General features: G+C 62.3%; 1 protein-coding gene. It reads left to right on the top strand.

Annotated elements, in window-relative coordinates; genetic code table 11:
- The first annotated feature begins 233 nt into the window (after positions 1–233).
- Positions 234–17,123, top strand: a complete 16,890-nt coding sequence (locus tag HF682_RS01225) for a non-ribosomal peptide synthetase (RefSeq protein ID WP_168875439.1) — start codon at positions 234–236, stop codon at positions 17,121–17,123.
- Positions 17,124–17,175: the final 52 nt, after the last annotated feature.

Genomic DNA, 17,175 nt, shown 5'->3' with positions numbered 1-17,175 from the left:
ATACCTTGTTTCAATGCCGCCCCGAAGCACTCGCTTGCAGATCATGCTATGGCATGGCCGGGTCGCCTCTGCAATACACCAGCCAGCCTGTTGAAACGTACTCCGTCATTGCGGTAATGCGATGCTTCATCATGCCTGCAGGCATGGTGTATCACTTGGCGCGATAACACAGGCTTTGCCCCATACCGTTATTCCCGAACCCGGTTCTGACTTCGTGCAGGAGTGCTGCAGCTATGGTTACACCTTCGATCCGCCAAAGCCTGTCCATTGAACAACTGCGCGCATTGCGCCGGGGGCAGTCGATTGACGTTGTGGATCGTCAGGCACCATTACTGGCATCCTACGCGCAACAGCGGGTCTGGCTCTCGACCCAGCTGGAAGGCAGCCAGCAGGCCTACCACATGCCCTTTGCGGTGCGCCTGCAAGGTCAGCTGAGCGTCCATGCATTACAGCAGGCACTGCACCATGTGATCGAACGCCACGAGTCCTTGCGTACACGCTTTCAGGTGACAGAAGGTCAGCTCTACCAGTGCTTTGATGTGCGTTATCCGCAACCGCTGTTGCAGGTCATTCCGGTTTCTGCTGAGGCACATTTGCCGGAGGCAATGCAGCAAGCGCTGAGTGAGCCATTCGAGCTGATGCAAGGCCCCTTGCTGCGAGCACAGCTGTTCCGGCTGGCAGAAGAAGAGCATGTGCTGCTACTTACCTTGCACCACATCATTACAGATGGATGGTCGCTGGGGGTGTTGGGCCGGGAACTGGCGGCAGGTTATGAGGCGCTGCTTCAGGGACAAGCGCCCACGCTGACGCCTTTGGCCATCCAGTACGCAGATTACGCGGGTTGGCAGAGAAACCAGTCCACCAGCGAGATGTTCCGCCGTCAACGCGCGTTCTGGCAGCAGCAACTGCACGAGGCACCGGTATTGCTGCCGTTGCCAACTGACCATGCCAGACCTGCCGTTCAACAGTTTACCGGCGGTTTGCAGCACCTGCAGCTGGATGAAGGGCTCAGCCAGTCCATCCGCGAATTGGCACAGCGCACAGGCACCACCGTCTTCATGGTACTGATAGCGGCATGGTCGCTGCTGTTGGCTCGGCTGGCTGGTCAGCAGGATGTGGTGATTGGTACGCCAGTGGCTAATCGCCGCCGTACCGAGCTCGAAGGCCTGATGGGCTTTTTCGTCAACACCCTGGCGGTACGGTTGCGGCCGGAGCCGGAGTCCAGCATCGAGCAGTACCTGCAACAGGTCCGTAGCGTGTCGCTGGAGGCGCAAGACCATCAGGACCTGCCTTTTGAGCAGGTGGTGGAGGCACTGAATCCGCCGCGTAATCTCGCGCATACACCGGTATTTCAGGTGATGTTTGCCTGGCAGAACAATGAAAATGAACTGCTTGCCCTGCAGGGACTTCACAGCCAGACGGTGACATTACCGCACGCCGTATCCAAGTTTGATCTGACCCTGTCTCTGGGGGAAGAGGGTGGCTGCATTGTGGGCGGTATGGAGTATGCAACCGCCCTGTTTACGGAGCACAGCATTAACGAGCATCTGGGCATGTTCCAATCCATGCTGAAACAGATGGTCGCAAATTCGGCTCAAGCACTGTGGCAGCTGCAACCGCTCAGTCCCGAGAGTCGAGCTCGGCAACTCTACCACTGGAACCCGGCACAGATCAGCGAACCGCAAGGCCTGATCCAGCACCGCTTCGAAGCCCAGGCGCAAGCCCAGCCCGACGCCATTGCCGTTGAATACCAGCACCAACGCCTCAGCTACCGCGAGCTCAACCGCCGCGCCAACCGGCTGGCCCGCCAACTGCGCGCCCACGGCGTCGGGCCTGACCAACGCGTCGCCCTGTGTCTGGAACGCTCGCTGGACATGGTGATTGCCGTACTGGCCACCCTCAAGGCGGGAGGCGCCTACGTCCCGCTCGACCCGGCGTACCCGGCAGAACGGCTCAGCCACATGCTGCAAGACAGCGCGCCGGTGGTGGTGGTCAGCCACGCGGCGGCGGCCGCTGCGCTGCAAGGTGCAGGGCAGGGTGGCAGCCCGGTGCTGTGGCTGGAGCAGTTGGGAGAAGAGGACGCCGGAGACGACCGTAATGAGGAGGTTGAAGGGCGGAGTGGGCGGAATCTGGCATACATCATTTACACCTCGGGCTCGACGGGCAAGCCGAAGGGGGTGATGATCGAGCACCGCAATGTGCTGCGTCTGTTCGACATCACCCAGGCGGATTACCAGTTCAGCGCGCAGGACGTCTGGACCCTGTTCCACTCCTTTGCCTTTGACTTCTCGGTGTGGGAGATCTGGGGAGCACTGTTTTACGGTGGCCGTCTGGTGGTGGTGCCGCAGGAAACGGCCCGTCAGCCGGGAGACTTCTATCAGTTGCTGAGCGAGCGTGGCGTGACGGTTCTCAACCAGACGCCCAGCGCCTTCCGCGGCCTGATTGCCGCGCAACAGCACAGCAGCCAGACCCACCAGCTGCGCCACGTCATCTTTGGTGGCGAAGCACTGGAACTGAGCAGCCTGCAGCCTTGGTATCGTGACCCACGCAATGCCCGCACCCAACTGGTCAACATGTACGGCATCACCGAGATTACCGTACACGCCACCTACCGCCCGCTCACCGCAGCAGATGCCGAACACGGCCAGACCAGCCCGGTCGGACGCGGGTTGGGTGACTTGCGCTGCTACGTGCTGGACGCTTACCGCCAGCCGGTACCAGTGGGGGTGGTGGGTGAGCTGTACATTGGGGGTGCCGGGGTTGCCCGAGGCTACCTCAACCGGCCTGAGCTCAATGCCGAGCGCTTCATCGACAGCCCGTTTGTCGCTGGAGACCGCCTGTACAAGAGTGGAGACCTGGCCAGCTACCAGACAGACGGCAGCCTGAACTACCTGGGACGGAACGACTTCCAGGTCAAGATCCGGGGCTTCCGTATCGAGCTGGGCGAAATCGAAAGCCGCCTGCGACAATACCCGGGGATTCAGGACGGGGTGGTGTGGGCGCGGGAAGACATCCCGGGCGACAAGCGTCTGGTGGCCTACTACACCGGGCCGGAACAGGATGCTGCCGCCTTGCGACAGCACCTGCAAGCCGAGCTGCCGGACTACATGGTCCCGGCCGCCTACGTACATCTGGCCCAGCTGCCGCTGACCAGCAACGGCAAGCTCGACCACAAAGCCCTGCCCAAACCGGAAGGCGATGCCTACGGACAACGGCAGTACAGCGCCCCGCAAGGCGAGACCGAAACGCAACTGGCTGCCATCTGGGCCGAAGCCCTCAGCGTCGACCGCATCAGCCGCCATGACAACTTCTTTGCGCTGGGTGGCCACTCACTGTTGGCTGTCCGTGTACTGGAGCACATGCGTCGCCAGGGTTTGAATGGCGACATGCGCGCCTTGTTTGGCACTCCGAACCTGGCCGGATTGGCCGCCGCCCTGCAACCGGCCGCCGCACGCTGGCAAATTCCAGCCAACCGCATCCCGGCAAACTGCACACACATCACACCAGACCTGTTACCGCTGGTGAACCTGCAGCAGGACGACATCGACCGTATCGTTGCCGTCGTACCGGGCGGTGCGGCGAATGTACAGGACATCTACCCGCTCTCCCCGCTGCAGGAAGGCATCCTGTTCCACCACATGATGGCCGAACAGGGCGACCCCTATCTGGTCTGGGTCAACTACGCCTTTGACAGCGAGCACAGCGCGCGCGCCTATGTCGACGCCATGCAGACGGTCATCAACCGCCACGACATCCTGCGCACTGCCGTCATGTGGGAAGGCCTGCCGCAACCGGTGCAGATCGTCTGGCGTCAGGCACAGCTGCCGCTGGACGTGCTGCAGCTGTCCCCGGAAGACGGCGACATTGCCGGACAAATGCAACAGCGCTTCGAACAGGCCCGCATGCGCATCGACCTCGGGCAAGCGCCCCTGTTCCGCCTGTGGCTCAGCCCGGACCCGGTGCATCAACGCTGGCTGCTGATGGTGGTGTTCCACCACATCATCGACGACAACACCTCGATCAAACAATTCCACGCCGAGATCGAAGCCTGCCTGCATGGACAGCAGGCCCGGCTGGAGCAACCGTTGCCGTACCGCAACTTCATTGCCCACATCCAGCACCACAGCGACCCGCAAGGTGACGAAGCCTGGTTCCGCCAACAGCTGGGTGACTTCAGTGAACCCACCGCCCCGTTCGGTGTTCTCGACATCCAGGGCGATGGCAGCACCGCACGCGAACACCGGCAGGTCCTGCCGGACAGCCTGACCCAACGGCTACGCCAGGTTGCCCGTGAGCACGGCGTCAGCACCGCCAGCCTCAGTCATCTGGCCTATGGCATGCTGCTGGCCAAGACCACTGGCCAGAGCGACATCGTCTTCGGCACCGTCCTGTTCGGGCGTCTGCAAAATCTGGAAGGCGCAGACCGCATCCTTGGCCCCTTCATCAACACCCTGCCGATCCGGCTCAAGCTGGATGGGCTGGATGCGGCTGCCGGTGTCCGTCACGCCCAAAGCCAGCTGCTCGAACTGCTCCAGCACGAGCATGCCCCCCTCTCGCTGGCCCAGCGCAGCAGCGCACTGCCACCGCGCGCCCCGCTGTTCACCGCCTTGCTCAATTACCGAAACCGCACGGTACTCGCTGAGAACCTGGCCGCCCCCGACTGGGAGCGGACACACCAGATCATCGCCAGCGGTGAAAGCGTCAACTACCCCTGCGTCATCGACATCGACGACCTGGGAGAGCAACTACACATCACCGCCCAGAGCAGCCAGGGACTCGACCCGGTCGAACTCACCAGCCTGATGCAGCAAGCGCTGCAACAACTGGTCGAACAGCTCGAACAACACAGCCACACCCCACTACCCGCACTCGACCTGCTCAGTCCCGAGAGCCGAGAGCGTCAGCTCTACCACTGGAATCCGGCACAGATCAGCGAACCGCAAGGCCTGATCCAGCACCGCTTCGAAGCCCAGGCGCAAGCCCAGCCCGACGCCATTGCCGTTGAATACCAGCACGAACGCCTCAGCTACCGCGAGCTCAACCGCCGCGCCAACCGGCTGGCCCGCCAACTGCGCGCCCACGGCGTTGGGCCTGACCAACGCGTCGCCCTGTGTCTGGAACGCTCGCTGGACATGGTGGTTGCGGTACTGGGGACCCTCAAGGCGGGTGGAGCTTACGTCCCGCTCGACCCGGCCTACCCGGCAGAACGGCTCAGCCACATGCTGCAAGACAGCGAGCCGGTGGTGGTGGTCAGTCACGCGGCGGCGGCCGCCGCGCTGCAAGGCGCAGGGCAGGGCGGCAGCCCGGTGCTGTGGCTGGAGCAGTTGGGAGAAGAGGACGCCGGAGACGACCGTAATGAGGAGGTTGAAGGGCGGAGTGGGCGGAATCTGGCATACATCATTTACACCTCGGGCTCGACGGGCAAGCCGAAGGGGGTGATGATCGAGCACCGCAATGTGCTGCGTCTGTTCGACATCACCCAGGCGGATTACCAGTTCAGCGCGCAGGACGTCTGGACCCTGTTCCACTCCTTTGCCTTTGACTTCTCGGTGTGGGAGATCTGGGGAGCACTGTTTTACGGTGGCCGTCTGGTGGTGGTGCCGCAGGAAACGGCCCGTCAGCCGGGAGACTTCTATCAGTTGCTGAGCGAGCGTGGCGTGACGGTTCTCAACCAGACGCCCAGCGCCTTCCGCGGCCTGATTGCCGCGCAACAGCACAGCAGCCAGACCCACCAGCTGCGCCACGTCATCTTTGGTGGCGAAGCACTGGAACTGAGCAGCCTGCAGCCTTGGTATCGTGACCCACGCAATGCCCGCACCCAACTGGTCAACATGTACGGCATCACCGAGATTACCGTACACGCCACCTACCGCCCGCTCACCGCAGCAGATGCCGAACACGGCCAGACCAGCCCGGTCGGACGCGGGTTGGGTGACTTGCGCTGCTACGTGCTGGACGCTTACCGCCAGCCGGTACCAGTGGGGGTGGTGGGTGAGCTGTACATTGGGGGTGCCGGGGTTGCCCGAGGCTACCTCAACCGGCCTGAGCTCAATGCCGAGCGCTTCATCGACAGCCCGTTTGTCGCTGGAGACCGCCTGTACAAGAGTGGAGACCTGGCCAGCTACCAGACAGACGGCAGCCTGAACTACCTGGGACGGAACGACTTCCAGGTCAAGATCCGGGGCTTCCGTATCGAGCTGGGCGAAATCGAAAGCCGCCTGCGACAATACCCGGGGATTCAGGACGGGGTGGTGTGGGCGCGGGAAGACATCCCGGGCGACAAGCGTCTGGTGGCCTACTACACCGGGCCGGAACAGGATGCTGCCGCCTTGCGACAGCACCTGCAAGCCGAGCTGCCGGACTACATGGTCCCGGCCGCCTACGTACATCTGGCCCAGCTGCCGCTGACCAGCAACGGCAAGCTCGACCACAAAGCCCTGCCCAAACCGGAAGGCGATGCCTACGGACAACGGCAGTACAGCGCCCCGCAAGGCGAGAAAGAAACGCAACTGGCTGCCATCTGGGCCGAAGCCCTCAGCGTCGGCCGCATCAGCCGCCATGACGTCTTCTTTGCGCTGGGTGGCCACTCACTGTTGGCTGTCCGTGTACTGGAGCACTTGCGTCGCCAGGGTTTGAATGGCGACATGCGCGCCTTGTTTGGCACTCCGAACCTGGCCGGATTGGCCGCCGCCCTGCAACCGGCCGCCGCACGCTGGCAAATTCCAGCCAACCGCATCCCGGCAAACTGCACACACATCACACCAGACCTGTTACCGCTGGTGAACCTGCAGCAGGACGACATCGACCGTATCGTTGCCGTCGTACCGGGCGGTGCGGCGAATGTACAGGACATCTACCCGCTCTCCCCGCTGCAGGAAGGCATCCTGTTCCACCACATGATGGCCGAACAGGGCGACCCCTATCTGGTCTGGGTCAACTACGCCTTTGACAGCGAGCACAGCGCGCGCGCCTATGTCGACGCCATGCAGACGGTCATCAACCGCCACGACATCCTGCGCACTGCCGTCATGTGGGAAGGCCTGCCGCAACCGGTGCAGATCGTCTGGCGTCAGGCACAGCTGCCGCTGGACGTGCTGCAGCTGTCCCCGGAAGACGGCGACATTGCCGGACAAATGCAACAGCGCTTCGAACAGGCCCGCATGCGCATCGACCTCGGGCAAGCGCCCCTGTTCCGCCTGTGGCTCAGCCCGGACCCGGTGCATCAACGCTGGCTGCTGATGGTGGTGTTCCACCACATCATCGACGACAACACCTCGATCAAACAATTCCACGCCGAGATCGAAGCCTGCCTGCATGGACAGCAGGCCCGGCTGGAGCAACCGTTGCCGTACCGCAACTTCATTGCCCACATCCAGCACCACAGCGACCCGCAAGGTGACGAAGCCTGGTTCCGCCAACAGCTGGGTGACTTCAGTGAACCCACCGCCCCGTTCGGTGTTCTCGACATCCAGGGCGATGGCAGCACCGCACGCGAACACCGGCAGGTCCTGCCGGACAGCCTGACCCAACGGCTACGCCAGGTTGCCCGTGAGCACGGCGTCAGCACCGCCAGCCTCAGTCATCTGGCCTATGGCATGCTGCTGGCCAAGACCACTGGCCAGAGCGACATCGTCTTCGGCACCGTCCTGTTCGGGCGTCTGCAAAATCTGGAAGGCGCAGACCGCATCCTTGGCCCCTTCATCAACACCCTGCCGATCCGGCTCAAGCTGGATGGGCTGGATGCGGCTGCCGGTGTCCGTCACGCCCAAAGCCAGCTGCTCGAACTGCTCCAGCACGAGCATGCCCCCCTCTCGCTGGCCCAGCGCAGCAGCGCACTGCCACCGCGCGCACCGCTGTTCACCGCCTTGCTCAATTACCGAAACCGCACGGTACTCGCTGAGAACCTGGCCGCCCCCGACTGGGAGCGGACACACCAGATCATCGCCAGCGGTGAAAGCGTCAACTACCCCTGCGTCATCGACATCGACGACCTGGGAGAGCAACTACACATCACCGCCCAGAGCAGCCAGGGACTCGACCCGGTCGAACTCACCAGCCTGATGCAGCAAGCGCTGCAACAACTGGTCGAACAGCTCGAACAACACAGCCACACCCCACTACCCGCACTCGACCTGCTCAGTCCCGAGAGCCGAGAGCGTCAGCTCTACCACTGGAATCCGGCACAGATCAGCGAACCGCAAGGCCTGATCCAGCACCGCTTCGAAGCCCAGGCGCAAGCCCAGCCCGACGCCATTGCCGTTGAATACCAGCACGAACGCCTCAGCTACCGCGAGCTCAACCGCCGCGCCAACCGGCTGGCCCGCCAACTGCGCGCCCACGGCGTTGGGCCTGACCAACGCGTCGCCCTGTGTCTGGAACGCTCGCTGGACATGGTGGTTGCGGTACTGGGGACCCTCAAGGCGGGTGGAGCTTACGTCCCGCTCGACCCGGCCTACCCGGCAGAACGGCTCAGCCACATGCTGCAAGACAGCGAGCCGGTGGTGGTGGTCAGTCACGCGGCGGCGGCCGCCGCGCTGCAAGGCGCAGGGCAGGGCGGCAGCCCGGTGCTGTGGCTGGAGCAGTTGGGAGAGGAGGACGCTGGAGACGACCGTAATGAGGGGGTAGAAGGGCTGAGTGGGTACCACCTGGCGTACATCATTTACACCTCGGGCTCGACGGGCAAGCCGAAGGGGGTGATGATCGAGCACCGCAATGTGCTGTCGATTGTCGATGCCTGGGCGGGCTGCTATCCGCTGCGCCAAGGTCTGGGCGTCCTGCAGATGGCCAGCTTTGCATTCGATGTCTGCACGGCAGACATCTTGCGTGCCTTGTGTTTTGGTGGACGACTGGTGATTTGTCCCAAGGCTGCCTTGCTCGAGCCTGCCGCGCTGTATCAATTGATGCAGACCCATCAGGTGGGTTTTGCTGACTTTGTACCCGCGGTGCTCTCATCGCTGGTCCAGTATCTGTCCGCCAGGAAGCTGACTCTGGCCCCGCTGGAAACCTTGATTTGCGGTTCGGATGCCTGGGATGGCCTGTTGGCGCGTGCGGTTCGCCAAGTTGCTCCTGCCGGGATGCAACTGGTCAACGCGTTCGGGGTTACCGAGGCAGCGATTGACAGCAGCCGACTGCTGATTCAGGACGCAACGGACTTGCCGGATGGAACGTTACCGGTGGGTACACCGTTCGACAATACCCGACTGTACGTGCTGGACGCCTGGCGCCAGCCGGTCCCGGTAGGGGTGGTGGGTGAGCTGTACATCGGTGGCGCCGGGGTTGCCCGAGGCTACCTCAACCGGCCTGAGCTCAATGCCGAGCGCTTCATCGACAGCCCGTTTGTAGCGGGAGACCGCCTGTACAAGAGTGGCGACCTGGCCAGCTACCAGACAGACGGCAGCCTGAACTACCTGGGACGGAACGACTTCCAGGTCAAGATCCGGGGTTTCCGTATCGAGCTGGGCGAAATCGAAAGCCGCCTGCGGCAATACCCGGGGATTCAGGACGGGGTGGTGTGGGCGCGGGAAGACATTCCGGGCGACAAGCGTCTGGTGGCCTACTACACCGGGCCGGAACAGGATGCCGCCGCCTTGCGACAGCACCTGCAAGCCGAGCTGCCGGACTACATGGTGCCGGCTGCCTACGTACATCTGGCCCAGCTGCCGCTGACCAGCAACGGCAAGCTCGACCGCGCCGCGTTGCCACAACCACAATGGGATGCGCCTGCTGCGCTCGAGCTGGAATTGCCCCGTGGTGACGATGAGCAGCGCATGGCTGCACTCTGGGCTGAAGTGCTGGGACGACCGCAGATTGGTCGGCACGACCACTTCTTTGCGCTGGGTGGGCACTCGCTATTGGCCATGCGCCTGCTGACCCGCATGCAGCAACAGTGGCAGCTGGAGGTCAAGCCTGCGCTACTGTTCAAACATCCGGTACTGGCTGAGTTTACAGCGCAGGTGATGCAGGCTGGTCGCCAGTCTGTACCCGCGTTGTTGCCGGTAGAACGTCAAGCCTTGATGCCGCCATCGTACGCGCAGCAACGCTTGTGGTTTCTGGCACAGATGGAGCAGGCCAGTCAGGCGTACCACATGCCCATGGCGCTGCAGCTGGATGGAAAACTGGATGCAGCCGCCTTGCAAAGGGCGTTGCAAACCATTGTTGCGCGGCATGAAGCCTTGCGGACCACCTTCCAGTCTCGGGAGGGTGAGGTATTCCAGCAGGTTTCCGACGTGGTAGCGGGATTCACGCTGGAGATGCAGGATCTGCGCGGTGCCGCAGATGTTCAGCAAGCCCTGCAACACAGTATGGATGAGGTGTTTTCACGCAGCTTCGATTTGCAACAGGGCCCCTTGCTGCGGGTGACCCTGCTGCAGCTGGCGGATGAGCGCCATGCCCTGCTGGTCAACATGCACCATATCGTCTCCGACGGCTGGTCGATGGGCGTGTTCAACCATGAACTCAGCACGCTGTACCGTGCCTGCATCGAGGGAGCGCCGCACGGGCTGCCTCCGCTGGCGGTGCAGTATGTGGATTACGCCGGTTGGCAACGTCAGTGGATGTCACAGCATGGGCTGGAGCCACAATGGCAATACTGGCAGCAACAGTTGCAGGATGCTCCGGCGCTGTTGACCTTACCGACGGATTACAAGCGCCCGCTGGAACAGCAATATGCCGGTGCTGTCTTGCCCTATGACATTGACCCGACACTGACCCGCAGCATCAAGCTGCTGGCGCAGCGCCATGGCTGCACGGTGTATATGGTCCTGCTGGCAGCCTGGTCCTTGTTGCTGTCGCGTCATGCGGGGCAGCGTGATGTCGTGATCGGTTCGCCAGTGGCCAACCGCCGCCAGCAAGCGCTGGAAGCGCTGATTGGCTTCTTCGTCAATACCGTGGCCTTGCGTATCCGGTATGACGGCGAGACGACCGTGCAAGACCTGCTGGCCCATGTTCGTGAGGTGGCCGTTGGCGCGCAGGATCATCAGGATTTCCCGTTCGAGCAGCTGGTGGAGCGGCTGAACCCGACCCGCAGCCTGTCTTATAGCCCGGTCTTCCAAGTGCTGTTTGCCTGGCAGAATACCGATGATGGCGAGCTGGCCTTGCCGGGGCTGGAGGTGAAGTCACTGGAAATGCCACACCACATTGCCAAGTTTGACCTCAATCTGGCACTGGGGGAGCAGGATGGGGCGATCCGCGGCGGGCTGGAATATGCGACCGCGTTGTTTGATGCCGAAACCGTGCAGCAATTGCTGGAGGGTTTGACGCATGTGCTGGCTGAAATGGTGCGCGATGACCTGCAATCGGTCGAAACCTTGCCACTCATGCCAGCTGCGGCACAACAGGCGATGCTGCAGCGCTGGAACCAGACTGAACGGCCTCGGCCTTTCGTGCCGGTGCACCGCCTGTTTGAGCGTCAGGCCATGGCGACGCCGGATGCGATTGCGCTGACCTGGCAAGATCAGCAGTTGAGCTACCAGGCCTTGGAACAGCAGGCCAGCCTGCTGGCAAACCGCTTACTGGCCGCCGGAGTGCGGGTGGATGTGCCGGTGGGGCTGTGCATGTATCGCTCGCCTGAGGTGATCGTGTCCATGTTGGCCATTCTGAAGGCTGGCGGCGCATGTTTGCCACTGGACCCGGCCTACCCGCAGGAACGGCTCGCCTACATGCTGGCTGACAGCAAGCCCTGCCTGGTGTTGACTCAGCCGGAGCTGCAATCCCGGTTTGCGGACGTGGGTGTGCCTGTACTGCTGTCCGCTGGCGAGGTCAGCCAGGAGGCATTGCCGCAAGAGGAGCGTGCCGAGGTCACCGCCGAGCAACTGATCTACATCCTGTATACCTCCGGCTCTACCGGGCGACCCAAAGGGGTGGGGCAGACTCAGCGCACCCTGAGCAATCTGCTGCAGTGGCAACGCGAAGCCTTGCTGGGGCCTGCAGCTGTGCGCACCTTGCAGTTTGCCTCGATCAGCTTTGATGTGTCGTTCCAGGAAATCTGGAGCACGCTCACGACTGGTGGCACGCTGGTCATGCTGTCTGAAGAGCAACGCAAGGATTTGGGGCAACTGCAAGCCTTCATTGCTGAGCAGCGGGTTCAGCGGGCCTATCTGCCTGCCGCCGTGCTGCAGCAAATGGCCAGTTTGCGCTCCGGGCCCTGCGCAAAGGGTTCAGGCTGCGACATCATCACGGCAGGCGAGGCCCTGCAGGTGACGGAAGAACTCAAGCTTCTGCTGCAGGAAATGGGCAGCCGCTGCTTGTACAACCAGTATGGTCCGACCGAAACGCATGTGGTGACCCAGTTCGCCCTTGATGTCACCTGCATGGCAAGCTGGCCTGCCTTCCCGCCGATTGGACGCCCCATCGACAACGTCCGGACTTATGTACTGGATGCGCAGCTGCAGCCCGTACCAGCTGGGGTCGTGGGTGAGCTATATCTGGCGGGCGCCGCCGTGGCCAAGGGTTACCTTCATCAGGATGTGCTCACAGCAGAGCGCTTCCTGGCCGACCCATTCCAGCCTCAGGGCGAGCGCATGTATCGCAGCGGTGATCTGGCACGCTGGAACCGCGATGGTCAGCTGGAATACGTTGGCCGGGCCGACCAGCAGGTCAAGCTGCGCGGTTTCCGCATCGAGCTGGGGGAGATCGAGCAGCAACTGCTGGCTCAGCCGGGCGTTGGCGAGGCTGCAGCCGCAGTCAAGGTCGGGCAGGATGGCGAGCGTGTACTGGTTGCGTATGTCACGGGTGAGGTGGAGCTCGAGTCCTTGCAGGCAGCGCTGAAACGCGTATTGCCTGAGCACATGATCCCGAGTCGCTGGGTGAAGCTGCCGGCTTTGCCCTTGACCCAGAACGGCAAGCTGGATCGTGCCGCACTGCCGCTGCCAGACCAGCAGCGCACCCAACAGCAGTATGTGGCCCCACGCAATGGGGTGGAACGGCAACTGGCCTTGATCTGGGCCGAGATTTTGAACGTGCCGCAAGTGGGCGCACTGGATAATTTCTTTGCGTTAGGTGGTCATTCCTTGCTGGCCACCCGGCTGGTGCACCAGATCAATCAACGCATGCAGGCTGGCCAGCGTTTGCGTACGCTGTTCAAACATCCGGTACTGGCAGATTTGGCTCAGGCCATGGCGGAAGAGGCGGGAGAAGACCCTGCTGTGACCTATCCCGTCATCACGCATGATGCCCATGCACGCTACGAGCCTTTCCCGATGACCGACATCCAGCAGGCTTACTGGGTCGGACGGGAGGAAAGCATGGGGCTGGGCGGTGTCGCCGCACACGGCTATGGTGAGATGCGGGTTCACGGGCTGGATGAAGCGCGCTTTGCCCTGGCGCTTAACCGCCTGATTGCCCGGCATGACATGCTGCGTACGGTATTCCGGCCTGATGGCACCCAGTGTGCGCTGGCCTCTGTGCCGGTATATCAGCTGACCCGTCAGGACCTGCGCGGCCTGCCGCCGACAGAGGTGGAACAGCGCTTGCAGCTGTTGCGCGAGCGGATGTCTCATCAAGTGATGGATGCCAGCCAGTGGCCCTTGTTTGAATACGGCATCAGCGTGCTGGATGATGGCGTGGCACATCTGCACAACAGCATGGATGCGCTGATTGTCGATGCGGCCAGCGGGCAAATTGTGGGCCGCGAACTGATGCAGCTATACGCTGATCCGGACGCCTCGCTGCCAGCTGTAGGCATTACGTTCCGGGATTATGTGGTGGCGGAGCATGCACTGCGTCAGGGGGCAGCATGGCAACGGGCACTGGCCTACTGGCATAAACGAATTGCGGAACTGGCTCCGGCGCCCGATCTGCCACTGGTGTGTCAACCAGAATCGATCGAGAAGCCGCAGTTTACCCGTCGTGATCGTATCCTGAGCCCGGCGCACTGGAGCGCGCTGCAAGCCCAGGCGCGTGCACACTCCGTCACCTCGTCCATCATGCTGCTGGCTGCGTTTGCCCGGGTGTTGGGTTTGTGGTGCCGCCAGCCCCGTTTCAGCCTGACCCTGCCCTTGTTCAACCGCTTGCCCTTGCATCCGGATATCAACGGTGTGATTGGTGACTTCACCTCGGTTGTGTTGCTGGAGGTCCGTCTGGAAGCCAACCAGACGTTTGCCGAGCTGGCGCGCCAGCTGCAGGAGCAGCTATGGCAGGACATGGATCATTCCGCCATCAGCGGTGTGCAGGTGCTGCGCGAGCGCGCACGTCAGCTGGGGGTGCAACAATCGGCCATGCCGATCGTGTTCAACAGTACCCTGACCGAGTTTGTGCCAACCGGTGCGGAGGACAAGGGCCTGTACGACCTGCTGGATGCCGAGCCGGTGTTCAGCATCACGCAGACGCCGCAGGTGTGGCTGGACCATACGCTGGTCGAGTACGACGGACAGCTGCATTACAACTGGGACAGCATCGACGCCCTGTTCCCGGCGGACATGATGGCTGAGGTGTTCCAGTGCTATGGCGACTTGCTGGAGCGTCTGGTTCAGGCAGAAACCTGGACTTGCAGCAGTGAGCGCTTGCTGCCGCGTGCAGCGGTGCCTGCCGGTGAGCTGGTCCTGACGCCAGATCATGATTTGCTGATGCACCAGTTGTTTGACCGTCAGGTTAGCCTGACCCCCGACAACATCGCCGTGCTGGCGCCAGAGCGGCAGTTGCGCTATGGCGAACTGCAGGCCGCTGCGCGGCGCCTGGGGGCCACCTTGCAAGCGCAAGGTGTGGGCCCTAATCAGCTGGTTGCCGTGCTGATGGAGCGCGGTTGGGAGCAAGTGGTGGCCACGCTGGCCATCCAGTATGCGGGCGGCGCCTACCTGCCGCTGGACCCAGCGCTGCCGCAGGAGCGAATCGAGCATATCCTGCAGCAGGCTGAGGTGCGGATCGTACTCACCCAGCGCCGTGTGCAGACTGCATTGCCCGAGGGGCTGCAGCGCATGGTGGTGGATCAGGTGTACGACGCTCGTCCTGGCGCTGCGCTACCCGCAATCCAGACCCGACAGACCGATCTGGCCTATGTCATCTACACCTCGGGCTCTACCGGTTTGCCGAAGGGTGTGATGATTGACCATCGGGGGGCAGTGAATACCCTGATCGACATCAATCAACGCTTCGCAGTCACGGCACAGGATCGTGTCCTGGCGATTTCCTCACTCAGCTTTGACCTGTCGGTGTACGACATCTTCGGTACGCTGGCTGTGGGGGCGGCGGTGGTGATTCTGGAACATGAGCGTGCCCGTGATCCTGAACACTGGCAGGCGTTGTTACTGGCACATCAAGTCAGCATCTGGAACTCGGTGCCCGCCTTGCTGGGCATGATGGTGGAGTATGCCGAGAGCCAGCAGCAGCGGTTGCCTGCGTGCTTGCGGCTGGCCATGCTGTCTGGTGACTGGATTCCACTCAATCTGCCACCACGTTTCAAGGCATGTTGCCCTGAGGCCGTTTTGCATAGTCTGGGTGGTGCCACCGAGGCCTCGATCTGGTCCATTGCTTACCCGATTGAAGCGGTGCAGCCGGGCTGGCGCAGTGTGCCGTATGGCAAGGCGCTGGATAACCAGACCTTCTATGTGCTCAACAGCCAGCTGGAACATTGCCCCACCTGGGTTACCGGGCAGCTGTATATCGGTGGCATCGGCTTGGCACAGGGCTACTGGCGCGATAGCGGGCGGACCAGCAAGAGCTTCTTCACCCATGAGCGCAGTGGCCTGCGGCTGTATCGTACCGGTGACTTGGGGCGTTATTTGCCAGATGGCAATATCGAGTTTCTTGGCCGTGAAGATGGGCAGGTCAAGCTTCAGGGCTATCGTGTCGAGCTGGGTGAGATTGAGACCGTGCTGGAGTCGCATACCTCGGTCTTCTCGGCGGCAGTCAAGGTGGTGACGACAGCGCGGGGCGAGAAGCGTCTGGCAGCTTATGTGGTGACGGCGGCAGCAGAGCAGAACGCTGCCGCACTGCGCAGTTTCCTGCAAGGCAAACTGCCTGCGTACATGGTTCCCAGCAGCTTTACCTTCCTGGAGCGCATGCCGCTCTCCAGTAATGGCAAGGTGGATAAAGGCCAGCTGCCGGAGCCAGCAGAACAGCATGAAGAGGCGGTGGTGATCAGCCTGCCGGATGATCCCGCCTTGTTGCAGCTGATCCGCGTGGTGGAGAAAACACTGCAACGGGACAACATCCCGCTGGAGGCCAACCTGCTCAATCTGGGTGCCAGTTCGATCGACATCGTGCGCATCAGCAATGCCCTGCATGCTGAGCTGGGCTTCCGGCCGAAGCTGGCACAGTTCATGGCCAGCCCGACCCTGAATGACCTGTTGGCCCTGTACCGTGAGCATCAGCCCAAGCCGGTGGTATCCGCACCAATGGTTTCGAGCGAGCCATCGGCGACGCTCGAGACCATTGAGGACCCGGATGCCCGCCAGGCGTTCAAGGCGCGCGAACCGGGGCGCCGTCGCTTTGCCACTGGCGTGGCTGAAGTGCGGGGGGATCAGGCTGATGATGCCTGGTTTGAGCAGCAATTTGACCAACTCCGCTCGGTGCGACAGTTCAGTGAAGACGTGCTGCCGGTGGCCAAGCTGTTTGGCATGCTGCGCTGGCTGGCTCGGCGCGAGCGCAATGGTTACCCCAAATACCTCTACGCCTCGGCAGGTGGTTTGTACCCGGTGCAGACCTATTTGTTCATCAAGCCTGGGCGGGTTGACGGCGTCGAAGGGGGGGCTTATTGCTACGACCCGGTGCAGCATCGTCTGGTACGCACCAGCCCGGAGATCATCAATCTGGCGGATGCCTACGATTACTTCGTCAACCGGCCCATGTTTGAGTCCGCTGCATTCTCCTTGTTTCTGATCGCGGATCTGGCGGCGATTCAGCCCCTGTATGGCGAGATGAGCATGGACTTCTGCCGGATTGAAGCTGGGGCCATGTCGCAACTGCTGACCATGGCAGCGGCAGACTTGCAGCTGGGGCTGTGTGGTGTCGGTTCCATTGATGACGAGATGCTGGCACGCCTGTTCCAGTTAAGCCCGCATCACCAGTTGGTGTACTCGATGGTGGGGGGCATCAAGCACGTGCAGGAAGGCACTCAGGCAGTGCTGGAGCAGTTCGCACCTTCAGTGGTGCAGGATGACGACAGTGAAATGGAAGAGATTGAGCTGTGACGGCCAATCAGCACGTGGATCACGGTCAGGTGACCGGTAGTGGGAAGGAGAG

The organism is Leeia aquatica, from assembly GCF_012641365.1.
GTDB lineage: Bacteria > Pseudomonadota > Gammaproteobacteria > Burkholderiales > Leeiaceae > Leeia > Leeia aquatica.
This window is presented reverse-complemented; position numbering and strand designations above follow the sequence as displayed.

Excerpts from the sequence above, each read along its gene's own strand:
- HF682_RS01225 (WP_168875439.1), top strand. The coding sequence starts at position 234 with ATGGTTACACCTTCGATCCGCCAAAGCCTGTCCATTGAACAACTGCGC.